This is a genomic window from Pseudolabrys sp., assembly GCF_050250095.1.
Lineage (GTDB): Bacteria > Pseudomonadota > Alphaproteobacteria > Rhizobiales > Xanthobacteraceae > Pseudolabrys.
In genome coordinates this window covers 221337-243771 of sequence record NZ_JBFWPH010000004.1, presented here as the reverse complement: position 1 = coordinate 243771, position 22435 = coordinate 221337, and the positions used below count along the sequence as shown (strand labels likewise).

The 22435-nt window shown below is 65.0% G+C and carries 21 protein-coding genes; 9 read left to right on the top strand and 12 right to left on the bottom strand.

Going from position 1 to position 22435, the window contains the following annotated elements; genetic code table 11:
* Positions 1 to 12: 12 nt before the first annotated feature.
* A complete protein-coding gene (locus tag AB7F10_RS14125) occupies positions 13 to 957 on the bottom strand; it encodes a hypothetical protein (RefSeq protein WP_428561984.1) in 945 nt (314 codons plus the stop codon).
* Positions 958 to 1310: 353 nt separating this feature from the next.
* Between AB7F10_RS14125 and AB7F10_RS14120 the strand changes: the two genes are divergently transcribed.
* Together AB7F10_RS14120 and AB7F10_RS14115 are read left to right on the top strand one after the other, a co-directional pair.
* Positions 1311 to 3461, top strand: coding sequence for a methyl-accepting chemotaxis protein (locus AB7F10_RS14120; protein ID WP_428561986.1), 2151 nt, complete (start codon positions 1311 to 1313; stop codon positions 3459 to 3461).
* A gap of 210 nt (positions 3462 to 3671) precedes the next feature.
* A complete protein-coding gene (locus AB7F10_RS14115; protein ID WP_428562461.1) occupies positions 3672 to 5741 on the top strand; it encodes a methyl-accepting chemotaxis protein in 2070 nt (689 codons plus the stop codon).
* A 95-nt stretch (positions 5742 to 5836) separates the two neighbouring features.
* On the opposite strand, the gene AB7F10_RS14110 is transcribed toward AB7F10_RS14115, so the two are convergent.
* A complete protein-coding gene (locus AB7F10_RS14110; RefSeq protein ID WP_428561988.1) occupies positions 5837 to 6769 on the bottom strand; it encodes a hypothetical protein in 933 nt (310 codons plus the stop codon).
* A 99-nt stretch (positions 6770 to 6868) separates the two neighbouring features.
* Here AB7F10_RS14110 and uvrB point away from each other — a divergent pair, with 99 nt between their 5' ends.
* Both uvrB and AB7F10_RS14100 read left to right on the top strand, forming a co-directional pair.
* On the top strand, positions 6869 to 9610 hold the full coding sequence (gene uvrB / locus AB7F10_RS14105; protein ID WP_428561990.1) for an excinuclease ABC subunit UvrB: 2742 nt from the start codon (positions 6869 to 6871) through the stop codon (positions 9608 to 9610).
* Positions 9610 to 10212, top strand: a complete 603-nt coding sequence (locus tag AB7F10_RS14100; protein ID WP_428561992.1) for a thermonuclease family protein — start codon at positions 9610 to 9612, stop codon at positions 10210 to 10212. The genes uvrB and AB7F10_RS14100 overlap by 1 nt, the downstream gene beginning before the upstream one ends.
* A 61-nt stretch (positions 10213 to 10273) precedes the next feature.
* On the opposite strand, the gene AB7F10_RS14095 is transcribed toward AB7F10_RS14100, so the two are convergent.
* The 3 genes from AB7F10_RS14095 to AB7F10_RS14085 all read right to left on the bottom strand — a co-directional run bounded on the left by AB7F10_RS14095 (position 10274) and on the right by AB7F10_RS14085 (position 13596).
* Entirely contained in the window at positions 10274 to 11308 is a 1035-nt protein-coding gene (locus AB7F10_RS14095; protein ID WP_428561994.1) for a hypothetical protein, read from the bottom strand.
* The gene (locus tag AB7F10_RS14090) at positions 11287 to 11988 is read right to left on the bottom strand and encodes an RNA-directed DNA polymerase (RefSeq protein ID WP_428561996.1); all 702 of its coding nucleotides are present in this window, start codon (positions 11986 to 11988) and stop codon (positions 11287 to 11289) included. Before AB7F10_RS14090 ends, AB7F10_RS14095 begins: the two co-directional genes overlap by 22 nt.
* 693 nt (positions 11989 to 12681) lie before the next feature.
* A complete protein-coding gene (locus AB7F10_RS14085; RefSeq protein WP_428561998.1) occupies positions 12682 to 13596 on the bottom strand; it encodes a DUF3592 domain-containing protein in 915 nt (304 codons plus the stop codon).
* Between the two features lie 152 nt (positions 13597 to 13748).
* Here AB7F10_RS14085 and AB7F10_RS14080 point away from each other — a divergent pair, with 152 nt between their 5' ends.
* The 3 genes from AB7F10_RS14080 to AB7F10_RS14070 all read left to right on the top strand — a co-directional run bounded on the left by AB7F10_RS14080 (position 13749) and on the right by AB7F10_RS14070 (position 15866).
* On the top strand, positions 13749 to 14162 hold the full coding sequence (locus AB7F10_RS14080; RefSeq protein WP_428562000.1) for a hypothetical protein: 414 nt from the start codon (positions 13749 to 13751) through the stop codon (positions 14160 to 14162).
* Positions 14163 to 14345: 183 nt separating this feature from the next.
* A complete protein-coding gene (locus AB7F10_RS14075) occupies positions 14346 to 15197 on the top strand; it encodes a hypothetical protein (RefSeq protein WP_428562002.1) in 852 nt (283 codons plus the stop codon).
* Between the two features lie 153 nt (positions 15198 to 15350).
* Positions 15351 to 15866: a hypothetical protein gene (locus AB7F10_RS14070; protein WP_428562004.1), complete on the top strand. Its 516-nt coding sequence runs from the start codon at positions 15351 to 15353 to the stop codon at positions 15864 to 15866.
* 69 nt (positions 15867 to 15935) lie between these two features.
* On the opposite strand, the gene AB7F10_RS14065 is transcribed toward AB7F10_RS14070, so the two are convergent.
* Positions 15936 to 16187: a hypothetical protein gene (locus AB7F10_RS14065; RefSeq protein WP_428562006.1), complete on the bottom strand. Its 252-nt coding sequence runs from the start codon at positions 16185 to 16187 to the stop codon at positions 15936 to 15938.
* Positions 16188 to 16448: 261 nt separating this feature from the next.
* Here AB7F10_RS14065 and AB7F10_RS14060 point away from each other — a divergent pair, with 261 nt between their 5' ends.
* Entirely contained in the window at positions 16449 to 16838 is a 390-nt protein-coding gene (locus AB7F10_RS14060; RefSeq protein WP_428562008.1) for a hypothetical protein, read from the top strand.
* 67 nt (positions 16839 to 16905) lie between these two features.
* Here the strand turns inward: AB7F10_RS14060 and AB7F10_RS14055 are convergent, their stop codons facing one another.
* The 6 genes from AB7F10_RS14055 to AB7F10_RS14030 all read right to left on the bottom strand — a co-directional run bounded on the left by AB7F10_RS14055 (position 16906) and on the right by AB7F10_RS14030 (position 21474).
* Entirely contained in the window at positions 16906 to 17163 is a 258-nt protein-coding gene (locus AB7F10_RS14055; protein WP_428562010.1) for a hypothetical protein, read from the bottom strand.
* A gap of 83 nt (positions 17164 to 17246) precedes the next feature.
* Positions 17247 to 18455, bottom strand: a complete 1209-nt coding sequence (locus AB7F10_RS14050; protein ID WP_428562012.1) for an MFS transporter — start codon at positions 18453 to 18455, stop codon at positions 17247 to 17249.
* Positions 18456 to 18502: 47 nt separating this feature from the next.
* The gene (gene ychF / locus AB7F10_RS14045) at positions 18503 to 19609 is read right to left on the bottom strand and encodes a redox-regulated ATPase YchF (RefSeq protein ID WP_428562014.1); all 1107 of its coding nucleotides are present in this window, start codon (positions 19607 to 19609) and stop codon (positions 18503 to 18505) included.
* Positions 19610 to 19615: 6 nt separating this feature from the next.
* Positions 19616 to 20218: an aminoacyl-tRNA hydrolase gene (gene pth / locus AB7F10_RS14040; protein ID WP_428562016.1), complete on the bottom strand. Its 603-nt coding sequence runs from the start codon at positions 20216 to 20218 to the stop codon at positions 19616 to 19618.
* A 63-nt stretch (positions 20219 to 20281) separates the two neighbouring features.
* The gene (locus tag AB7F10_RS14035; protein ID WP_428562018.1) at positions 20282 to 21025 is read right to left on the bottom strand and encodes a 50S ribosomal protein L25/general stress protein Ctc; all 744 of its coding nucleotides are present in this window, start codon (positions 21023 to 21025) and stop codon (positions 20282 to 20284) included.
* A 152-nt stretch (positions 21026 to 21177) separates the two neighbouring features.
* Complete coding sequence (locus AB7F10_RS14030) at positions 21178 to 21474, bottom strand: accessory factor UbiK family protein (protein WP_428562020.1); 297 nt, start codon at positions 21472 to 21474, stop codon at positions 21178 to 21180.
* 118 nt (positions 21475 to 21592) lie between these two features.
* Here AB7F10_RS14030 and lgt point away from each other — a divergent pair, with 118 nt between their 5' ends.
* Positions 21593 to 22435, top strand: a complete 843-nt coding sequence (gene lgt / locus AB7F10_RS14025) for a prolipoprotein diacylglyceryl transferase (protein WP_428562022.1) — start codon at positions 21593 to 21595, stop codon at positions 22433 to 22435.

Below are 22435 nucleotides of genomic sequence, written 5' to 3'. Positions count from 1 at the left end.
CCCTCCGGCCGGCTATTTGAGCGGCGTCACCGTCATCACCTTGGTGTCGTGCTTGGACAGCGACGCGCCGGGCAGCGTGACCGACAGCGAGGAACGGTCCTCGAGCGAGCGCGTCATGCCGCCTTCCACGTTGAAGACCGTCTCGGAATCGATGTTGAACGTGATCGTCCTCATCATCGCGGAGACGTCGGCTGCTGGCGGCTTGCCGGCGGCCGACAGAAACTTGTCCACCAGCGCCAGCGTCGCCTTGCGCATGCCTTCCTTGTCCATCTCGCGTCGCTGCACCACCTTGGTCTTTCCGGCGGCGTCGTCCCAGCCGACCAATCGCTTGATCAGCACGGATTTGATCGGCGCGCCGAACGGATTGGGCGTCGTATCCTCGTCGCGCCGTTCGACGCCCGGCTTGAGGCCCGTGTTATGCGCCGCCGCCAGCAGCGGCAGTTCCTCCATATAGGTCACGGCGGCTTCGCGGCCGTTGAGCACCAGCATCTGTCCCATCATCTCCTTGACCGCGGCGGCGACGCGCGGATTTTTTTCGAACGCCTGCGCGGTGCGCGCCGTCACCGTGCGCATCGCGGTCTTGACCTCGTCGAGATTCTCGATCGACACCAGCTTGCCGGCCGCGTCGGTCTCCGCGCGCATCTCGATATCCTTTACCGCGGCAAAGGCGTGGTTCATTACGTCGGCGACCGGGCTGCCGCTCATCCTGATCTCGCGGTTGACGTAGACGACGCGAAAGCCCTGCGGCAGCTTTTCCGCGACCGTGAACTCGGAGCGCGTCTCGATCGTCTGCGTCTTGTTGCGGCCGTCGCTGCCGGTTTCGCGGGTGTCGGTGCGGGACCGGATCAGCCAGCGGCTGCCGACCGGCGGATTGAATGGCCGCTCGGTCCAGGCAAGCGCGTCGCCCGATACGCTTTGGGCCGGCGCCAGCGCCGGCGTCGCGGCTGCGAGCGCCACGGCAAACACGACGGCGGGGGAAGCGGCCCGCAACCGCGCGCCGCAGCCGGTCCCTCTCCTCGAAAACCGCCGCTCCATCGCAACCTCCGTGGTTGGCCGGAAAGCCGGGTGTCGGCCATTGGCCGATCATAGCCGAGGCCCATGACCGCGCGCCTGTGGCCGCGCGCCTGCGACGGCGCGCCGGCAGCCGATGCTCGAACCCGGCCGATGGTCAATTGGCTCACAGAGACAGTTTATTAATCATAATTATCGAAATTGTCCGGGTACAGCCTGCCAGCCGGGGCGCCACACCCTCGGCTTACGAACTGCCACACGACCGACTCTTTCAGCCAGCTCTCTCCGGAGATCTCCAAATGCATATCAAGGTGCGCACGGCCATCAATGCACTGGCCGTCGTCGTTTCCCTGGGAATTGTCGCCGTCGCCGCGTTCGGCGCCTATCAATTTCGCATCGTCGGTGTCGGCGGCAGCGATTACGAGAAGGTCATCATGACCAAGGACCTTCTCGCCGACATCATGCCGCCGCCGGCTTATGTCATCGAGGCTTATCTCGAAGCGACGCTCGCCCATGCGTCCTGGTCCGGGCCTCCCGCCGAATTGCGGCAGAAAATCACGGACCTGCACAAGGACTACAACACCCGCCGTGCCTATTGGCAGAAATCGGACTTGCCGAAAGACCTGGTCACGATGCTGACCGAGGAGTCGCACGCGCAGGTCGAGGCGTTCTGGAACGCGCTCGAGAAGGATCTGCTGCCGGCTCTCATGAAGGGCGACAAGGCGACCGCCGATGAGGCCTATGCCACGGTGTCGAAGGCCTATGCCGCGCATCGCGCCGTGATCGACAAAATCGTCAAGCAGGCGAGCGCGCTGGGCACCGCGATCGAAACCGACGCCACCGCCAACATCAAGAGCACCGGCATCGAGATGGCCGCCGCGCTCGGCGTGCTGCTCCTGATCCTGATCGGCGGCATCGTCGCCGTCAGCCGGGGCGTGATCGGCCCGATCCTCAAGGTCACCAAGGTCCTCTCGGAGATCGCCACCGGCAACAACGACGTCGACGTGCCGGCGACCCACCGCAAGGACGAGATCGGCGTCATGGCCAATGCCGCGCTCACGCTGCGCGACAATCTCGCGGAGAACGCCCGCAAGCAGGCCGAGGCGAACGAGCGCGACCGCGCCGCCGCCGAGCGCGACCGCAAGGCGCTGGCCGAGCAGGAACGGCTCGCCAGCGAAATGGGCAAGCAGGCCGAGGAGCAACGCAAGACCGCCGAGCGCGAGGCCGCCGCCGCCGCGATGATGAGCGGCTTCGCCGCCGAAGTGAACGACACGGTGAACGCCGCGACCAACGGCGATTTCAGCCGCCGCATCGCGCTCGACGGCAAGGCCGGCATCGTCCTCGACCTCGCGGAATCGCTCAACCGCATGGGCGCCAATGTCGAGAAGGTGATGGCCGACCTGACGCAGATGATGGACGCGCTGGCGAACGGCGACCTCACCCGCCGCATCGCCGCGGAATATCACGGCATCTTCCACGAGCTGAAGTCCAACGCCAACGGCACGGCGGAGCAGCTCGCGTCGATCGTCGCCGACATCAACGCGGCGGTGACGGAAGTGAGCAACGCCTCCTCCGAGGTGTCGACCAGCACCGTCGATCTGTCGCAGCGCACCGAGGAACAGGCCGCCGGCCTCGAAGAGACCGCGGCCTCGATGGAGGAAATGTCGGCGACGGTGAAGAAGAACGCCGAGAACGCCCGCCACGCCAACGAACTGACGATGGGCACGCGGACGGCCGCCGAACAGGGCGGCAAGGTCGCGGCGAGCGCGATGCAGGCGATGTCGCGGATCGAGGAGTCGTCCGCCAAGATCGCCGACATCATCGGCGTGATCGACGAGATCGCCCGGCAGACCAACCTGCTGGCGCTCAACGCCGCCGTCGAGGCGGCCCGCGCCGGCGACGCCGGCCGCGGCTTCGCCGTGGTGGCGTCCGAAGTCCGCAGCCTTGCGCAGCGTTCGTCGCAAGCCGCCAAGGACATCAAGGACCTCATCACCAACTCCAATACCGAGGTCAAGGAAGGCGTCAGCCTGGTCAACAGCGCCGGCAATTCGCTGAGCGAGATCATGGAGTCGGTCAAGAGCGTGGCCGACATCGTCGCCGACATTGCCACCGCCTCCGCCGAGCAGGCGACTGGCCTCGATCAGGTCAACAAGGCTCTGACCCAGATCGACGAGATGACGCAGCAGAACTCGGCGCTGGTCGAGGAAAATGCCGCGACGGCAAAGACACTGGAACAGCAGGCCGCCGCGATGAAAGAGCGCGTCGCCTTCTTCAGGCTCGCCGAAGGTGCTGCACCGGCGCAACCGGCCAAGCGTGCCGAACCGGCAAAGCCCGTGGCGGTGGCGGCTGAGAAGCCGGCCGCCCCGAAAGCGGCGGCGAAGCCCGCGCGCGCCATGCCGCGCACCGAGGGCAATCTCGCGGTCAAGGAGGAAGACTGGCAGGAGTTCTAGTCAGCCTCAGGGGCGTTTCGCCCTTCACCGATACGGCAACGCGCGGGCAGCCCCCGCGCGTTGCCATCCCAGGCAACTTCACAATCACAACACGTCACTGACACGTCGCACTCAAGCTGTCTCGCGCTGGGCGGGGGAGCAGATGCGACGGTGCTAAAAAGGGGACTACACGTGCGCATCTCTACGACAAGCAGGTTTTTGTGTGTGGGCATGATCGGTCTGGCGATCCTGACCGGAGCGAGCCAGTGGCTCACCAGCCAGAGCGTCGAGGCGGAGCGGCAGGCTGTCGCCAAGCAGGCGGAATTCAAGCAGCTGGGCTTCGACCTCAGCAACGCGTCCGACTTCCTGACCGAACAGGCGCGCCGCTACGCCATTTTCGGTGAAAAGGCGCATCTCGACGCCTACTGGAAAGAGGTCAAGGAGACCAAGACCCGCGATCGCGTGATCTCCCGTCTTGTCGAACTGGGTGCGCCGAAGGCCGAGCTGGATCTGATCGAAAAAGCCAAGAACAGCTCGGACGCGCTGATCGCCACCGAAGACGCCGCGATGAAGGCGGTCGCCGCCAAGGATTTCGACCGTGCCCGCCAGTTGATGTTCGGGGCGGACTACGACCGCAACAAGGCGGTCATCATGGAGCCGATCGCGCAGTTCCAGGCGATGATGAACGGCCGAGCCAATCGCGAAGCCGAAAATGCGCGCGCTTACGCCCGCATGATGTCGATCGTCGGGACGATCATGATCGCGCTGATGGCCGCCTCGACCATCGGCATTCTCGTCCTGTTCTACGGCCGCCGTGTCATCAAGCCGATGGTGGCCTTCAACGACGCGATCACCCGGATGGCGAAGGGCGAGGACGTCGAGATTCCCTGCACCGATCGCAAGGACGAGATCGGCGACACCGCGCGCGGCGTCAACGCCATCCGCGAGATGGTCGCCGAGAAGGCAGCCAAGGAAGCCGCCGAGAAGGCGGACCGCGACCTCAAGGAAGCCGCCGCCAAGGCGGAGCGCGACCGGATCGCGACCGAGGAGCGCGCCGCCGCGGACAAGCGGGCGGAGGAAGAGCGCACCGCGGCGACGGCGCGGGTGATGGCGGAGTTCGACGCCGCGGTCGGCGGCATCGCCAAGGCGGCGATGGCCGGTGACTTCTCGCGCCGCGTCTCGCTCGAAGGCAAGGAAGGCGTCATCCGCAACCTCGCCGAAGCGATGAACACGATGTGCGACAACATCGGCAAGGTGATGGATGACCTCGTCGGCATGATGGGCGCGCTCGCCGAGGGCGACCTGTCCAAACGCATGACCGCCAACTACGAGGGCACCTTCGCGACGCTGAAGGATTCCGCCAACGGCACGGCGGAACAGCTTGCCTCGATCGTCGCCGACATCAACGCGGCGGTGACGGAAGTGAGCAACGCCTCTTCCGAAGTCTCGACCAGCACTGTCGATCTGTCGCAGCGCACCGAGGAACAGGCTGCCGGTCTCGAACAGACCGCGGCCTCGATGGAGGAAATGTCGGCGACGGTGAAGAAGAACGCCGAGAACGCCCATCACGCCAACGACCTCACCGCCGGTACCCGCCAGGCCGCCGATCAGGGCGGCAAGGTCGCGGCGAGTGCGATGCAGGCGATGTCGCGGATCGAGGAGTCGTCCGCCAAGATCGCCGACATCATCGGCGTGATCGACGAGATCGCCCGGCAGACCAACCTGCTGGCGCTCAACGCGGCGGTGGAAGCCGCCCGCGCCGGCGATGCCGGGCGCGGCTTCGCCGTGGTGGCGTCCGAAGTTCGGTCGCTCGCCCAGCGGTCCTCGCAGGCCGCCAAAGACATCAAGGACCTGATCACCAACTCGAACGGCCAGGTGAAGGACGGTGTCGAGCTGGTCAACCGCGCCGGCACGTCGCTCTCCGAGATCATGGAGTCGGTGAACAAGGTCGCCGATATCGTCGGTGACATCGCCACCGCCTCCGCCGAGCAGGCGACTGGCCTCGATCAGGTCAACAAGGCGCTGACCCAGATCGACGAGATGACGCAGCAGAACTCGGCGCTGGTCGAGGAAAATGCCGCGACGGCGAAGACGCTCGAGCAGCAGGCCGCCGCGATGAAGGAGCGTGTCGCCTTCTTCAGGCTCGCCGAAGGTGTGGCCGCGCAGCCGGCAAGGCCGGTCGCGGTCGCGCCTGCGGCCGCCAAGCCGGCCGCCCCGAAAGCGGCGGCCAAGCCCGCCCGCGCCATGCCGCGCACCGAGGGCAATCTCGCGCTCAAGGAAGACGACTGGCAGGAATTCTAGGCAAGGGTTCCGGCCTTCGGCGCTCTCGGGCGCCTCACCCACACACCACGGCAACGCGCGGGAAACTCCCGCGCGTTTTCGTTTGCAGCGTCGCGTCAGCGCGACGGCGTCACGGTGACGAGCTTGCGCGAGACGGTGACCTTGCGGTTGCCCATCCGGTCGTTCGACGTCGTCGAGACCCGGCTGATCCGGCGCGTCACGCCATCCTCGACGTCCATCTCGGTCCTGGCCTCGAGCGAGATTTTCATCGTCTGCACGTCGCTGGCGCTGAGGCCGGCGTTGCGCCCAAGCTCCGTGAGGAAGGCACGCATCGAGGCCTCGTCGTAGCTTTCGGTCAGCGCGAGGCGCAGCTTGCCGGTGGCGGGATCGGCGGCGGCGATCGACAGCGTGCTGGTCTTGACCAGCGGTGCGCCGATCGGCGTCGGCATCTGCTCGGTGCTGCGGCGGACTTCGCCGGGCTTGAGGCCGGTGTTCTGCCCGAGCGACAGCAACGGCACCTCGTCGAGATAGAGTTGCGCCGCCTGAACCGCGTCGATCGTCGTCATCCGGCCGAGCAGCGCGCGCACCTGAGCGGCGTCGGCGGGGTTTCGCCCCGCCACGCCGTCGACCAGCTTGCGCAGACCGTTGCGGATGTCGTCGAGATTCTCGACTCGCAGCGGCTTGCCGCTGCGGTCGGTGCTGGCGCGGATCAGGATGTTGTCGAGCGCGGCCAGCGCGGCGCGCATCGTCGCCGGGTCGTGATTGTTGCCGTCGAATTGCGATCTCGTGCGGCGATAGGCGACGCGGAAACCGTCCGCCGTCTTCGACTCCACGGTGAGTTCCGACGTGATCTTGAGCGTGCCCGCCAGCACGCTGGTGCGGCCGTTCTCGACCGTGGTTTCCTCGGTCGTCAGGTCGCGCTGGATGATCCACTTGCTGCCCGGCGCGGGATCGTAGGCGCGCTCGCGCCAGTCCTGCGCCGCCGCGGCAAAGGCGGCGACGACGGCGAGCGCCGCCGCGGCGGGAAGAATGGCGCGAAGGATGCGCATGGTCTGCTCTCCTCGACAGCACGGCAGCCCGTGCCGGGGCATTCACACCCTAGCAGCCCTGCCCTTTTCTCGCCGCGTGACTCGGCCCATATTCCGCTCATGGCCAAATCCCCCGGTGGACCGAAAAAGCCGAGCAATTCGGCGAAAGCGACGCGCGCCAAAGCCCCGCGCAGCAAGGCCTCGCGCCCGGATACCGCCGCGACGCCGGACGCGCTTGCCGACCTGCTGAACCCCGGCATCCGCAAGGGCACCGCCGGCATCGGCTCCGGCACCGGGATCCAGCCGCCGCCGGACAATTCGTGGGACCGCCGCCGCGACTTTTCCGCCGCACATGTCGCGCGCAAATCGACGCCCAAAAACGAGCCGAAGGTCGAGGCGAAGGACGGCGGCTTCGGCGAGGCGCCGCAGGCGGATTTCACCGGACCCAGCGTCACCGGCCTCGACCCGGCGCTGGCGGAGGAACTCGCCCTCTCCGACGAATCCAAATACCGGCTGCCCAAGGCCGACCTGCCGACGGAAGGCGGCGGCCTGTCCTCGATGGGCGTCGTCGCCAGCCAGGAGGCGCTCGACCGGCTGCTGCGCGAGGGCCGCGCCGAATTCGCGCAGGCCGCGCAGGTGTGGACGCCGCACCGCCCGCCGCGCCCGGAGAAATCCGAAGGCGGCCAGCGCCTCGTCATCAAGTCGGAATTCAAGCCGCAGGGCGACCAGCCGCAGGCGATCCGTGAATTGGTCGAGGGCGTCAAGCGCAACGACCGCACGCAGGTTCTCCTGGGTGTGACCGGCTCGGGCAAGACCTACACGATGGCGAAGGTGATCGAGGAGACGCAGCGCCCGGCGCTGATCCTCGCGCCGAACAAGACGCTCGCCGCACAGCTCTACGGCGAGTTCAAGGCGTTCTTCCCCGACAACGCGGTGGAGTATTTCGTCTCCTATTACGACTACTACCAGCCGGAGGCTTACGTCCCGCGCACCGACACCTATATCGAGAAGGAATCCTCGATCAACGAGCAGATCGACCGCATGCGCCACTCCGCGACGCGCGCGCTCTTGGAACGCGACGACGTCATCATCGTCGCCTCGGTGTCCTGCATCTACGGTATCGGCTCGGTCGAGACTTACTCGGCGATGACCGTCACGCTGAAGCGCGGCGGCAAGATCGACCAGCGCCAGATGATCGCGGACCTCGTCGCGCTGCAATACAAGCGCTCGGGCGGCGACTTCTATCGCGGCTCGTTCCGCGTGCGCGGCGACACCATCGACATCTTCCCGGCGCATTACGAGGACCGCTCCTGGCGCGTCCATCTGTTCGGCGACGAGATCGAGAAGATCGAGGAGTTCGACCCGCTCACCGGGCAGAAGACCGACGAACTCGACTTCGTGAAGATCTACGCCAACTCCCACTACGTCACGCCGCGCCCGACGCTGTTGCAGGCGATCGCCGGCATCAAATCCGAATTGCGCCACCGGCTCGACGAGCTGAACCGCGCCGGCCGCCTTCTGGAAGCGCAGCGGCTCGAGCAGCGCACCATGTTCGACCTCGAAATGCTGGACGCCACCGGCTCCTGCGCCGGCATCGAGAACTATTCGCGTTACCTGACCGGCCGCCGCCCCGGCGAGCCGCCACCGACGCTGTTCGAATATGTCCCCGACAATGCGCTGGTGTTCTGCGACGAGAGCCACGTCACGGTGCCGCAGCTCGGCGGCATGTATCGCGGCGACTTCCGCCGCAAGGCGACGCTGGCGGAATACGGCTTCCGCCTGCCCTCCTGCATGGACAACCGGCCGCTGCGCTTCGAGGAATGGGACGCGATGCGCCCGCAATCGGTCGGCGTCTCCGCCACGCCCGGCGCGTGGGAAATGGAGGAAGCCGGCGGCGTGTTCGTCGAGCAGGTGATCCGCCCGACCGGCCTGATCGACCCGCCGGTCGAGGTGCGCCCGGCCCGCACGCAGGTCGACGACCTCGTCGGCGAGGTGCGCGCCACCGCCGCGAAAGGCTATCGCTCGCTCGTCACCGTGCTGACCAAGCGCATGGCGGAAGACCTCACCGAATACCTGCACGAACAGGGCGTGCGGGTGCGCTACATGCATTCGGACATCGACACCATCGAGCGCATCGAGATCATCCGTGACTTGAGACTTGGCGCGTTCGACGCGCTGGTCGGCATCAACCTGCTGCGCGAGGGCCTCGACATTCCCGAATGCGCGCTGGTCGCGATTCTCGACGCCGACAAGGAAGGCTTCCTGCGTTCGGAAACCTCGCTGATCCAGACCATCGGCCGCGCCGCGCGCAACGTGGACGGCCGCGTGCTGCTTTATGCCGACAGCATCACCGGCTCGATGCAGCGCGCGATGGAGGAGACCGAGCGCCGCCGCGAGAAGCAGCTCGCCTACAATGCCGAGCACAACATCACGCCGGAAAGCGTGCGCAAGGGCATCGCCGACATTCTGGACTCGGTCTATGAGCGCGACCACGTTCTGGTCTCGACCGCGGGCGGCCTCGCCAATGTCGGCGAGGACCAGATCTCGATCGGCCACAATTTCGAGGCGGTGATCGCCGACATGGAAACGAAAATGCGCGAAGCCGCCGCCGACCTCGATTTCGAAACCGCCGCGCGGCTGCGCGACGAGGTGAAACGCCTGCGCGCCACCGAGATGGCGGTGATCGACGACCCGACCGCGAAGTTCACCTCCATCGCGCGCCCGAGGAAGCCGACGCTCGACGAGATGGGCCCCGGCGTCGAGGCGATCCCGGCGAAGCGCAGCACCGCGCCGCTCGCCGCCGGCCGCTCCAAGCTCGGCCGTCCCGGCATGCGCGGCGGCTTCAAGCGGAAAGGCCGCTGATGCGGCCGGTGCGACGCTGGCGGCCGGACCCCTCGCCGCCGCGGGACGCGCGCGCGTCGCGGCGGCAGCGCCTGCCGTCGTGGCTGGTGCTCGCCGTGGTCGGCGTCGTCGCCTGGGCCTACAGCCAGTGGAACAAGTCGCCGCCCGACACCGCTCCCGCGACCGGCGACGTCATCGCCGGCACCGCGCGCGTCACCGACGGCGACTCGCTGTCGGTCGGCAATATGCGGGTGCGGCTGTTCGGCATCGACGCGCCGGAAGGCCGCCAGTTGTGCAAGGACGCCGCCGGACAGGACTACACCTGCGGCCTCGCCGCGCGCGAGGCGCTCGCCGGTCTCACCGGCGACAGGCTGGTGTCGTGCGCGCCGGCCGAAGGCCCGAGCTACGACCGCGTCGTCGCGGTGTGCACGGTGGACGACGCGAACAACGGCAAGGTGGATTTGTCGGAAGCGATGGTGCGCGCCGGCCGCGCCATCGAACTCAAGGCGCACAGCAAGGGCCGCTACGCGGCGGCCGAACGCGCCGCGCGCGAGGCACAGCGCGGCCTGTGGGCGGGCACCTTCGAGCGGCCGAGCCAATGGCGGCAGAGGAATGGGCGGTGAAACATCAAACGTATCGTTTCATTAACACAGTGAAAAATCTAAATTCGGGAAAGTTCAAAGCTTAGTAGCCAAATCCGAAATCGATATCCAGTTCATCGTCAGGGTCATAGAAAAACTCAAAATCAATTTCGTCCAAATATTCATTGCTCGCTTTCTTGATTTTCTTGCTGCTAGCTATGTCCTTTTTGACACTCGTAGCAATCGTTTCAGTGTGAGCATCCAAATCGTAGAAGGATATTTTTTTGGCCAACAATGGAGCAAACTCTTTACTGGAGGTGATGAATTTTTTTGCAGTCAACCCGGTCCAACCTTTCAATGTAGCTTCATACGCATAGAGCCACATTTCAGATTGCAACCCTGAGTCCACTAAAGATTGGTTCCATTGAGAACGGTCGATTGGCTTGTCAATTAAACTTCTTGACCACAAATGGCACGCAAGTAGCGCTGTCACAGGATTGTTTTGCTCAAATATTATTTCCAAAGAATTTCTAGGTATTTTGATCGAAAGCTCGAGCGCGAGAAAAAACAGCCAAGCGATCTCGGAGTGCTTTTCCATTTCCCCTAAACGAGGAATGCTTGCCACTATAAAAGAACGGACCTTATCTATGTCTACGTCTCCAGCCTTTTCACGAAATCGATTGACAAGAATTTCAACAATGGTTGGCAGCACCGTGGGGTTAGATCGATACGATAGGAGCAAGAAGTCCTCGATTAGCCCCCATTCCTGCGTTCCCACAAAAAATGCTCTCGACTGCTTAAGAGCATAACGAAGACAATTTGCTTCTGCATTCGTCGCAGAGATTTCAATTATCTTGTCAAGGAAGAGTTCAACTTTTGACTTGGTTGCCGATATAGACGGCTGGAATGAACGTATCTCATGGCGCCACGATGAATAGTCGAGGCTTACAACACTTCGTACTACGGTCTTTTCTTCATTTAACTCTAATTCAAAGCTGTGCACTATCTGTCGTAAGATTGAGCGCAGACGCTCGGCATCCTCTCTAGTAGGCGCCCCTAATGCAAAATCATCGACGAAGCGCACGAAGCCAGATTGTTTGGCCTGTGTTTTTTTTGCTACTTCGATATCAATCGCCACTCCAATAAGTTCTGCGAGTACCTCGAAGTATCGGGACCAACAGGAATTCCTATCGTCTGTCCGTCTTGAGAATTTCGGCTTAGTAAATCGAGGCGATTACCTAAATGTTTATAGGAACGATTTTTTTTGGCGAATTGTTTGCCGTGCACCGCCCAAGATAGAGCATGCGTGTAAATCGAGTGATAGTAGCGAGCGATGTCTGAAATCAAAACAAAGGTGTTATTGACAGAAATTGAAGAAAGCCGACGGTCACGCTCGCCAAAATCAAGCTTTAAAAGCGACTGTCCATCACCCCAATTGAAAACCAAAGTGGATGCCGAATACTTACTTTCGCGTAGCTTTTTTTTGATCTCCACCCAGTTGTTTGCAATTTCGTTTGACAGATGGAAGAAACTTACTGGGTTTAATATGTGATGTTTGCGATCTTGTTTTCCAAATCTCGGAAAATAAATTACAGCGGGATTCGATCGGTAGGAATAAAACCACGGATCACCGTTTTTTGGATTTGGAATTTTGTTGTAGGAATTGAGGACGTAGTCGCGAAATTTCGCGATATCTCTTGAGTTAAATGGAGGCGGAAGCTCGTCCGGAAAATATCCGGACTTTAGAAATTGCTTGTGCCGATCTTTTTTTGTTTTGGACCCCCCCACGGCTATTCCTCCAATTTGATAGAAGCGCATTTTTCTATTTCTTGACAACTTATCATTGTACGATTATATTCCTATCATCTCATCCACGCGAGGGCGCTGCTCGAGAGGCGTTTCAGGTGGCGGGATGAGGTGCGGCGCCTGCGCGCAAGGCTCGTAACCTTGCACCCGGGCGATCCGGGGCTCCGCCCCGCCGGCACAACGACCGGCGCGCAAGGAGCTTGCAGGTCACTGCCGGTTCGGCGGGCTTAATCGTCCGTTGGTTCCGGCACAGCGATCGCGCGGCCCGGATCGAAAAAGCCGCGATCTGGAGCGCCGAGAGGCGGCGCGGTTTCGCAGACCGCGCGCCGCGTTTCGCAAGAGCGCGGACCCGAACGACCGAGCGCCTTCCGGCGCTCCAGTCCCTCGCATGTCGCGCCTGCGCGATATGCGACAAGAAAAACCGCATGTCGCGCCTGCGCGATATGCGCAACAGCAAAAATAATCAACACGACCGCGAACGGCGAACAGACGTCACCCGCGTCTCAAACAACAGGGCTGATCCCGCACATCCAAAACTTGCATGAGGTTCGCATGGTCGACATCAACTCCGCTCATTCCCGCGAAAGCGGGAATCCAGAGCAGTAAAACCAAGCGCGTTGCCTTGTCCCGCTGGATCCCCGCTTTCGCGGGGATGAACGGTTGAGGACGGCGCTGCGCATGAGTGCATCGCAACTTGCCGCCGGTCTACTTAAACACCCCCAGCGCATAGGCCGAGAAACCGAACAGCGCCACCGCGAGCGCGAAGATAAGCCAGGTCATCCCGGTCGGGTTGTCGAGCGCGGCGATGGCGGGATTGGCGGGGTCGTAATGCACCTCGACCGGCCCGCCGACCGGATATTTCGCGGCGACGCGCTTCGCCCAGCTTTCGGAGCCGCTCGACGTGAAGCCAAGCTTCACCTGCCGGCTGCGATAGGTTTTCCCGCCGACCTCGTAGGCATATTCGATCACCGGTGCGTAGCTGCGGCGCGTGCCGCCGTCGCCGTCCGTGCTCCGCTCGATGCTACTGACGACGATCTTGCCGGCAACGAAGGGCCAGTCCTGCGCCATCTTCGAATAGGCGTGCATGGCGAGGAAGATCAGCAGCGCCGCCGCGCCCATGCCGCCGGTCAGCAGCGCGAGCTTCGCCTCGGCGTGCGGGAACACCGCATTGATGAAGCCGGTGCCCTCGGTCGCGACGCGCCAGCCGAGATAGCCGGCGCTGCCGAGCACGACGAGGCCGATCAGCGAGCGCAGCGCCGAGGGCTTCGGCATCGTGCCGGGCGACGCGCCGGGCGCCGCTTGCGGTTTCGGCGGCGGGCCGGGATAGCCGTCCGCCCATTGGCAGGCGTTCTGCCAGTCCGCGTCGCCGGCGAGATATCGGGTGAGGATGGATTTCAAGAGCGCGACGTCGACATTCGGCACCGCGTGGCGGCGGCGCTTGTCCTGCGCGTGGACCAGCGTGAAGCGGCCGTCCTCCATCGCCTCGGCGTCGAGCATCGCGCCGGTCTCGCTGTCGAGCGCGATGTACCAGTCCACCGGAAAGCTGCCGGCCTCGAGCGCCCGCGCGATGTCGGCGGCGGACGGCGCGGCAATGACCTTGTCGTTGACCGTCAGTTCCATGTCGTCAGTCCCCCGGCACCAGCATACCGTGGCCCGCGCCGGCGGACGAGCCTGTCCCGGCCGGGCCATCTGGCGCGCGGCCGGGAATTCATTTATGGCAAGGCCACGCGAGCGCGATGGTGCGATTCGCCTTCAAGTGCCTGATGGCGCTCATGACCCCTTCGGTCCCCCCGGTTTCCGCCCTCCGCCTCTCTTGCCTCGCCGTGCTGGCCGCGTTCGCGCTCGGCGGCTGCGTCACGGACAAGCCCGCCTCGGAGCTGCCCGCCTCGGTTCAGACGGCGGCCAAACCCGATGACAAAAAGCCCGACGACAAGAAGCCGGACGCGCAGGCGAAGGACGACAAGGGCAAACCGGACAGCAAACCGGCTGAGCGCAAGCCGGCCGCTGCGGCGGCCGACGCCGATCCCGGTCCGCCGCTCGAGCGCCATGAGGTCGCTGGCACCTGCTGGATGCTGGCCGACAAACGCGGCGGCAGCCTCGATGCCAAACTCAAGATGGTCGACAAGTGCATCGACGACCGCATGAAGGCGGACGCCGCCAGGCGCGCCGGCGCTCCGGGCCGCTAGGCAACTGACCGGTGACGACCGCCGGTAAAATACTCCGCGGTCACCTCCCGTTCACACCTTCGCCCTAATCCGGTGGCACAGGACGCGCCCACTTGGGCGGTGGACTTCTTAGTAAATTTGGGCGGCGAAGAGCGGGCTTTGGAATTGGCGATGGATGCGGGTTCGCCACAATTGAATACGTCTTTGACGTTTGCGGTCGCAGCGGCGCTGGTCGCGCTGGCCGCGACTACGCCCGCGCGCGCCGAGGATAACGATAGCGAAGCCGCGCTCAACAGCGCCGCCGTCGCGGCCACGCAGTCCGGCGACATTCCCCACATCATCGTCACCCCGGCGCCGCGTCCGATGACCGACGACGAACTTGCGCGCACGCTCAGCTACGATCCGGCGACGCTGTCCGGCAAGGCGAGTTACCACTCGCCGCTGAAGCCCGCGCCGCGCGCGGTGTGGGAAGGCGGCCGGCAGGCTGACGGCACCGCGCATTACAGCGTGAACAAGTCGTTCAATCCGGAATGGGGTCTGCGCGCCGGCGCCAGCCTCAACGTCGCGGGCGACGAAGTCTCGGTTTACCGGCCGGGCGGTCTGCCGGTTGGCGCCGTGCCCGGTGAAACGCAGGGCGGCCTCTGGGCCGCGGCCGCGGTCCCGCATGTCGCGAATGTCGAACTGCGCGTCGATCCCGGCCTGACGCAAAACAGGTTCGGCGCCGACCTGCAACGCACCGTGCCGATCGGCGAAAACTATTCGGTGACGTTGCAGAACAAGGTCGCGGTCACCGACACCACCGGTCTGGTGCCGCCGGCCGCGGGCACCCCCGCCCAGGTGTGGGACAGCGAGCGCAGGATCCGCTTCAACGTCAAGGACACCGGCACCTCGATCGCCGCCGGCACCACCTATTCGACGGTCGATGGTGTCACCCATCACGATTTCAGCGCCGACCAGCGCATCTACGGTCCGCTGCACGTCAACGGCGGCATCACCGATCCGGGCCGCGACACCGCGAGCCAGCGCATCGGCGCGAGCGTCAAGCTCAACTGGTAAACGGGCGGCTAACGCCGCGCGCTTCCGCACACAGCCGTTGAAGCCTCAATTTTGCCGCGCGGTTGCCGCCGCCGCGCCCGCTTTCCATGCGGCAATCCCCGCCCGACGGACAATGACGGCGCGCTGCTGCGCCCGTCCTGCAAGGAGTACAGAATGACGGCCATTCGCAACGATCAGGGTCTGCAGAACCGGACGAGCTCGCAGCGCGATCACGACACCGCCGCGGCGAACAAGATCAACGGCGCGCGCACGGCTCTGGAAGGCGAAATTCGCGATCTGGTCCGCCGCAACGTCTCGCAGCTGCATCCGTCCGGCAGCGACGCCGCGCCATCGCAGCGTCAGGGCGAGCGGCAAGCTGAACGATCCGCCGATCGCGGCGCGGAGCGTCACGCCGAGCCGGCCTTTGCCGCGGCGGGCGATCAGTCGAACCAGCACGTCAACGCGCTGATCAAGCAGGTGTCGGGCGCATCGATCGAGGAGATCGACCGCGTCATCCGCGAGTTGAACAGCGTGCGCGACATGCTGCGCGGCGAAGGCGATCGCGTCACCCGCGAGATCGCGGGCTTCGCGAGCCTCAGCCATGCGGCCATCACGTCGATGCGGGTGATCGCCGACAGCATCGCCGAATGGAAAAACGGCGCGCAGCATCGCCACGAGCCGCGCGGCTAGCGCGGATCGATTTCAAGCCTCAGGGATGAAAATCGGATTGGCCGGGTCTTCGAGTCTCGAAAGACCCGGTCAGTTCGCCACGGCCTTACGCGGCAGCGGATAGTCGGAGCTTTCGTAAAGCTCACGGATGCCGTTGCCGTCGAAACGCTTCTCGTCGACTTCCAGATAGGCGCCCAGCAGCGCATCCGCCGGCAGTTCCTCGATCGCGAAGCGGATCGCTTCGGCGGCCGTGCCGAAACGCTTGTAGCCGATCGGGCGCCGGGTCTTCCGGCTTCGGCTGGGAAACAGTTCTGAAGGGGCCCGGTAATTGATCATCGCCATAACACGCACTCTCCTCGCCCCTAATATGGGCCTTCGCGGGTGCGAAATCCAGTCATGGCACCGATGCCCGGAGACCGCCTGTCTTAACGGTAAATGCCTTCATCCGCGGGCCGGCGCGGCACGGTCCCATCGCTGCGAAATGTTGCAATTTTGACTCACAATCTTTCGCCGGAAGGCCGATTGCGAAGATTTTAGTGCACGCGCGAGTCCGGCGCGTTACCAGCGTTAAGAAGCCGATTCGCAACATTCCAAAGGACGCGGATGATCCTGGAATCCATCGTCGGATTGTCGATTATCGTCTCTGCGTCACTCGAAACCCGCCCCTCCATCGACACTGAGCCGCCGCCGCCCGCCTTGTCGGTGCGCCAGCGCGACGCCGCCCTCCTTCCGCTGGTCCAGCGCGCGACCGAATGCATCCTGCACGGCATCGCCGCCGGCCCGCGGGAACTGGATCGCGCGCGCGCCGAGGAGATCGACGGCCTGATCGTCGAAGCGATGTTCGGCTGCCGCCGGCAATTGCGCGCGGTGGTCAACGCCCACGACCGGATGTACGGCGACGGCTCCGGCGAGGCGTTCGTTCGCGGCCCGTTCATGGACGTGCTGCCGGCCGCGGTCGTGCAGCAGGCGCGGATGCGGGCCGGCGCTCGCTAACCTCAAACGGACAGGAAAAATGGCTCCCGAGGGAGCCATTGATCCGGTCACCGATCCGAACGGCGGATCAGTAGCACTGGCGGGTCTTGCGCACGACCACGCGGCCATGCGCCGTGCGGGTCCGCGTCGTCACCACCCGGCAGTTGCGCGCGTGATGGCGGCGATAGTGCCGATGGCGGTCGCGATAGTTCCGCTCCCGCACCGTCACGCCGTGCGGACCGACGGTCACGCTGGTCGACTGCGCAAAGGCGCTACCGATATCGGCGGTCGCGCTCAGCGCGAGAACGCTGGCGGCGGCGGCGCAGGTCAAAATCCATTTGGTCATTGGAATCCTCCGGTAAGCGCGCGACAACGCCCTCGCGTGTCCGCGGGTCAATAACGCCTGTCGATGGGATTGGTTCCGGCCGTTTATGCCGCGTCGAGCGTTTTCATGACGCCCCGCAACGCCGCGGCCAGGGGCAGCGTCAAAAGCACCGCCCCGGCAATGACCGTCATGGTGGTGGTGACGCCTGCCGCGTCGCCGAGCAATCCGTACAGCGAAGGCGCCGCTGCCCCCGCGCCGATGGTGCCGGTATAGAAAATGCCGAACGCGCGCTGGTGACGGGACGGCTCGACGAACTGCGGCACCGAGCCGTACAGCACCGACGACGTTCCGTTGAGCGCGATGCCGATGACCGGCAGCAGCACCATGCTGGCTTCGAGCGGCAGCGGCAGCAGCGCGGCGATGGCGATTGCGGTCACCGTCTCGGTCAGCCACACCGTTCCGATCGCGCCGAGCCGCGCGCCGATGAAGGCGCAGGCCAGCTTGCCGAACGCGCCACCGGCGAACACCAGCGTCAATGCAAAACCGACGGTCGGCAGCGACGCGCCCTTGGCGGTGAGCACGAAAGGCAGGAACGTGAGAAAGCCCATGCGCGTCGCGCTGTCGATCACGCCGATCGACAGCAGAACCGGAAAGCCATGCCTGGCGGCACGGACGGGCACGACCGCTTTCGTCTCAGCTTTCGTCGCGTGCGCTGCCGTCGCATCACCGAGCCGCGGCATGAAGATGTAGATGGCGATGCCGGCGAGCGCGCCGAGGCTGCCGAGAATGGTCACCGCCTCGCGCCACGGCATCACCGTGAGCATCAGCGCGCCGATGGCAGGCACCGCCATTTTTCCGATGTCGCCGGCGAAGTTGTAGGTGCCGAGCGCAGTCATCGACTGACGCCCGGAAAAGGCGCGCGCGATCAGCGTGGAGGCGAGCGGATGCTGCGTCGAGGCGCCCAGCCCGCCGAGAATGAGCGCGGCGGCGAGAATGACGATGCCGCTGCTTGCGCCGGCGATCACATAGCCGAGCCCCGCGAGCGCGGTGCCGAGCGCGAGCACCAGCGGCGCGCCGAAGCGCTCCGCCACCATGCTTGCGGGAATCTGGAAGGCGGCCAGCGTTCCGGAAAACGCCGTCTTCATCAGGCCGAGCGCGAAATAGCCGAGGCCGAACTCGGCCTGCCACACCGGCAGCATGACGTAGATGAGGTCGGTGTAGCCGTCATGCAGCGCATGGGCGCCGAAGGCGACGCCGGCGGCGCGGTGCTTTTCGGATGGCGCGGTGTGTAGGCTCTCGGCCCCGGCGGACATGACGGGACTGTAACAGAACGATGACAGCCCGCTATGGCGCGGCCGGATCAGGTGGCAAAGCGGAAATGCATAACGTCGCCGTCGGCGACGACGTAGTCCTTGCCCTCGAGCCGCAGCTTGCCGGCGTCGCGCGCGCCGGCCTCGCCGCCGAGCCGCACGTAATCGTCGTAGCCGATGGTTTCGGCGCGGATGAAGCCGCGCTCGAAATCGGTATGGATCACGCCGGCCGCCTGCGGCGCCTTGGTGCCCTTGGTGATGGTCCAGGCGCGGGCTTCCTTCGGACCGGCGGTGAAATAGGTCACGAGGTGCAGCAGATTGTAGCCGGCGCGGATCAGCCGATCGAGGCCGGCTTCGGTCAGGCCGATGGCGTCGAGATAATCCTTGCGCTCGTCCGGCGGCAGCGTGGCGATCTCGGACTCGATCTTGGCGGAGATCACGACGCAGACCGCGCCTTCGGCTTTCGCCCGCTCCTCGACGCGCTTGGAGAACGCATTGCCCTCGCCGGCCGAAGCTTCCTCGACGTTGCAGCAATAGAGCACCGGCGCGGAGGTCAGGAGGCCGAGCGAGTGAAACAGCTTTTCTTCCTCGGCCGCGCGCTGCACGAGACGCGCCGGCTTGCCGTCGCGCAACAGCGCCAGCGACCGCTTCACCAGGTCGAGCATCTCCTTGGCGTCCTTGGCGTCCTCGCCGGAGCCCTTGGCCTTCTTCTCGAGATTGTCGACGCGCTTTTCGAGACTGTCGAGATCGGCCAGCATCAGCTCGGTGTCGATGGTCTCGATGTCGGCGAGCGGATCGATGCGGCCTTCGACGTGGGTGATGTCGCCATCCTCGAAACAGCGCACCACGTGGACGATGGCGTCGACCTCGCGGATGGTGGCGAGAAACTGGTTGCCGAGCCCCTCGCCTTTCGACGCGCCTTTCACGAGGCCCGCGATATCGACGAAGGTGATGCGGGTCGGCACGATCTTTTCCGACTTCGCCAGTTCCGCGAGCTTGTCGAGCCGCGGATCGGGCACCGCGATCTCGCCGACATTCGGCTCGATGGTGCAGAACGGATAGTTCGCCGCCTGCGCGGCCGCGGTCTGCGTCAGGGCGTTGAAGAGCGTCGACTTGCCGACATTCGGCAGTCCGACGATGCCGCATTTGAATCCCATCGAAACCTATTCCTTGTCGTCGTCGAGAGCGCCGAAACCTTTGGCGTCCATCGCGAGATGCACTTTATTCTGGAAGCTCGAATCCTCAGCCCCGGCCAGCAGCGGCGCGGCGTCGGCTACGGCGTCGCACAGCGCCTCGACCCAGGGCCGTTCGCTCTTGGCGAAATCCTGCAGCACGTAGCGCTCCACGAGGTTCTTGTCGCCGGGATGGCCGATGCCGAACCGCACGCGGCGATAGTCATTGCCGATATGCGCGGAGATCGAGCGCAGGCCGTTGTGGCCGGCGTTGCCGCCGCCGGTTTTCACCCGCAGCTTGCCGGGCGGCAGATCGAGCTCGTCGTGGAACACCACGACGTCGTTCACGCCGAGCTTGTAGAAGTTGACCGCTTCCGCGACTGCGCGGCCGGACTCGTTCATGTAGGTGCCCGGCAGCAGCAATTGCACCTTCACGCCGCCGAGCGAACCCTCGACCGCGACGCCCTGGAAACGGCGGCGCCACGGCGCGATGCCGTGGCGCTTGGCGATGGCTTCGAGAGCCATGAAGCCGATATTGTGCCGGTTGCCGACGTAGCGGTCGCCTGGATTGCCGAGACCGACGAAGAGCAGCATGGCGTCAACGGTCCCGCCCGCCGCCGCATGAGAGTCGGGCGGCGGTCGGGCGTGTCAGCCGCCTCACTTCTTGTCGGCTTTGGGCGCGGCAGCGCCGGCGGCAGGCGCAGCGCCCGCAGCAGGAGCACCGGCAGCCGGAGCGGCACCGCCAGCCGCAGCACCTTCGGCGCCGGCAGCGGGAGCGGCGGCAGCAGCGGCCGCAGCAGCGGCGGCTTCGGCGGCCTGACGCAGCTCTTCGGCGTAGCCCGACGGCGGCACGATGGTGACGAGCGTGCTGTCACCGTGCGCGACGACCTTGACGTTCGCGGGCAACTGCACGTCGCTCAGATGCTTCGAGTGGCTGATCTCGAGGCCGGCGATGTCGACATTGATCGCTTCCGGAATCGATTCAGCCGGGCACATCACCTCGACCGTGTGCGTCACGATGTTAACGGCGCCGCCGCGCTTCACGCCCGGCGACTGGTCGGCGTTCATGACATGGATCGGCACGCGCACGCGGATCGTCGCGCCTTCGGCGACGCGCAGCAGATCGACATGGATCGGCAGATCCTTGACCGGATCGAGCTGGAAGTCGCGCGGGATCACGCGGTGCTTCTTGCCGTCGATGTCGATGTTATAGAGCGTGGTGAGGAACCGGCCGGCGAAGATGCGCTGGCGCAGTTCGTTGTGGTCAAAAGAGACCGCGATGGGGGCTTCGTTGTTTCCATAGATCACGCCCGGCACACGGCCGGCGCGACGTTCCGCCCGGGCGGCCCCCTTGCCGCTCTTCGGACGCACCGCCGCTTTGATTTCCTTGACGGTCGCCATGACACTTACCTCGTTGATTGCAATAGAAAGGGCCGCTCACGCGGCCTTTGTGTCGCGGCAAGCCTCCAGGGGTGCCGGGGGCCGCGAACGGGCCGGTTTATAGCGGCGGAAGGCTAAAAGGGCAAGGAACGCGGCCCACGGCCGCGCGGCTGTTAAGCCTCTGAATCGGGGGGCTTTTTCGCGGATTTCGCGGGGCCTTTGCCGCCCGCCTGGGCCTCCAGCGCCTCGATCCGGGCTTTGAGGGCCTCGTTTTCCTCGCGGGCGAGCCGCGCCATCTCCTTGACCGCCTCGAACTCCTCGCGCGGCACGACGTCGAGATCGCGCAGGATGCGCTCGGCCTGGCTGCGGAACAGCGTGTCGAACTCGCGCCGCACGCCCTGGGCGACGCCGGCGGCGTCGTTCATCAGACGCGCCATCTCGTCGAAAATCCGGCCTGTGGTCTGGGTCATGGCTCGCCTCCGGCGGCTCTTTGCATCCGCGCCGGCCAACAATGGCCACACGGACTTGTCACTTCAAGTCTGCTATTTCCTGATAGCACATCGTCCCCGCCCGGTTCATTGAATTCAAATGCCGTTCTTCGCCATCGCCTTCCCCGCCTTCGATCCCGTCCTTGTCCATATCGGGCCGCTGGCGATCCGCTGGTACGCGCTCGCCTATATCGTCGGCATCCTCGGCGGCTGGTTCTATGCGCGCTCGATCCTGCGCAACGAAACCTTCTGGGGCGGCAAGCCCCCGATGACGGTCGTCGACTTCGACGACTTCGTGCTGTGGATCACACTCGGCATCATTCTCGGCGGCCGCACCGGCTATGTGCTGTTCTACAACCTGCCGCACTTCGCCGCGCATCCGGCCGAAATCTTCCAGCTCTGGAACGGCGGCATGTCGTTCCACGGCGGCTTCACCGGCTGCGTGCTGGCCGTGCTGCTGTTCGGCTGGAAGCGCAACATTCCGGTGCTGTCGCTCGGCGACGTCACCTGCGCGGTCGGCCCGATCGGATTGTTCCTCGGCCGCCTCGCCAATTTCATCAACGGCGAATTGTGGGGCCGCCCGGCGCCCGACGTGCCGTGGGCGATGATCTTTCCCGGCGGCGGCCCGCTGCCGCGTCATCCGAGCCAGCTTTATGAAGCGAGCCTCGAAGGCCTTGCGCTGCTCGCCGTGCTCGCCGTCGCCATTCGCATGGGCGCGCTGAAGCGGCCGGGCCTCGTCATCGGCCTGTTCGCGATCTTCTACGCGCTGGCGCGCTCCACCTGCGAACTGTTCCGCGAGCCCGATCCGCAACTCGGCTTCCTGTGGGGCGGACTGACGATGGGCATGCTGCTCTCGGTGCCGCTGTTCCTGTTCGGCGTGGTGCTGGTCGTGCGCGCGTTGCGCAAGCCGCCGCAGAATCCGCCGCGCGGAGCGGCCGCGTGA

Excerpts from the sequence above, each read along its gene's own strand:
- AB7F10_RS14085 (WP_428561998.1), bottom strand. The coding sequence starts at position 13,596 with ATGGAACTGACGGTCAACGACAAGGTCATTGCCGCGCCGTCCGCCGCC.
- AB7F10_RS14070 (WP_428562004.1), top strand. The coding sequence starts at position 15,351 with ATGACGGCCATTCGCAACGATCAGGGTCTGCAGAACCGGACGAGCTCG.
- pth (WP_428562016.1), bottom strand. The coding sequence starts at position 20,218 with ATGCTGCTCTTCGTCGGTCTCGGCAATCCAGGCGACCGCTACGTCGGC.
- AB7F10_RS14065 (WP_428562006.1), bottom strand. The coding sequence starts at position 16,187 with ATGGCGATGATCAATTACCGGGCCCCTTCAGAACTGTTTCCCAGCCGA.
- AB7F10_RS14055 (WP_428562010.1), bottom strand. The coding sequence starts at position 17,163 with ATGACCAAATGGATTTTGACCTGCGCCGCCGCCGCCAGCGTTCTCGCG.
- AB7F10_RS14080 (WP_428562000.1), top strand. The coding sequence starts at position 13,749 with ATGACCCCTTCGGTCCCCCCGGTTTCCGCCCTCCGCCTCTCTTGCCTC.
- AB7F10_RS14110 (WP_428561988.1), bottom strand. The coding sequence starts at position 6,769 with ATGCGCATCCTTCGCGCCATTCTTCCCGCCGCGGCGGCGCTCGCCGTC.
- AB7F10_RS14060 (WP_428562008.1), top strand. The coding sequence starts at position 16,449 with ATGATCCTGGAATCCATCGTCGGATTGTCGATTATCGTCTCTGCGTCA.
- AB7F10_RS14100 (WP_428561992.1), top strand. The coding sequence starts at position 9,610 with ATGCGGCCGGTGCGACGCTGGCGGCCGGACCCCTCGCCGCCGCGGGAC.
- AB7F10_RS14120 (WP_428561986.1), top strand. The coding sequence starts at position 1,311 with ATGCATATCAAGGTGCGCACGGCCATCAATGCACTGGCCGTCGTCGTT.
- ychF (WP_428562014.1), bottom strand. The coding sequence starts at position 19,609 with ATGGGATTCAAATGCGGCATCGTCGGACTGCCGAATGTCGGCAAGTCG.
- AB7F10_RS14050 (WP_428562012.1), bottom strand. The coding sequence starts at position 18,455 with ATGTCCGCCGGGGCCGAGAGCCTACACACCGCGCCATCCGAAAAGCAC.
- AB7F10_RS14090 (WP_428561996.1), bottom strand. The coding sequence starts at position 11,988 with ATGCGCTTCTATCAAATTGGAGGAATAGCCGTGGGGGGGTCCAAAACA.
- AB7F10_RS14030 (WP_428562020.1), bottom strand. The coding sequence starts at position 21,474 with ATGACCCAGACCACAGGCCGGATTTTCGACGAGATGGCGCGTCTGATG.
- uvrB (WP_428561990.1), top strand. The coding sequence starts at position 6,869 with ATGGCCAAATCCCCCGGTGGACCGAAAAAGCCGAGCAATTCGGCGAAA.
- AB7F10_RS14035 (WP_428562018.1), bottom strand. The coding sequence starts at position 21,025 with ATGGCGACCGTCAAGGAAATCAAAGCGGCGGTGCGTCCGAAGAGCGGC.
- lgt (WP_428562022.1), top strand. The coding sequence starts at position 21,593 with ATGCCGTTCTTCGCCATCGCCTTCCCCGCCTTCGATCCCGTCCTTGTC.
- AB7F10_RS14115 (WP_428562461.1), top strand. The coding sequence starts at position 3,672 with ATGATCGGTCTGGCGATCCTGACCGGAGCGAGCCAGTGGCTCACCAGC.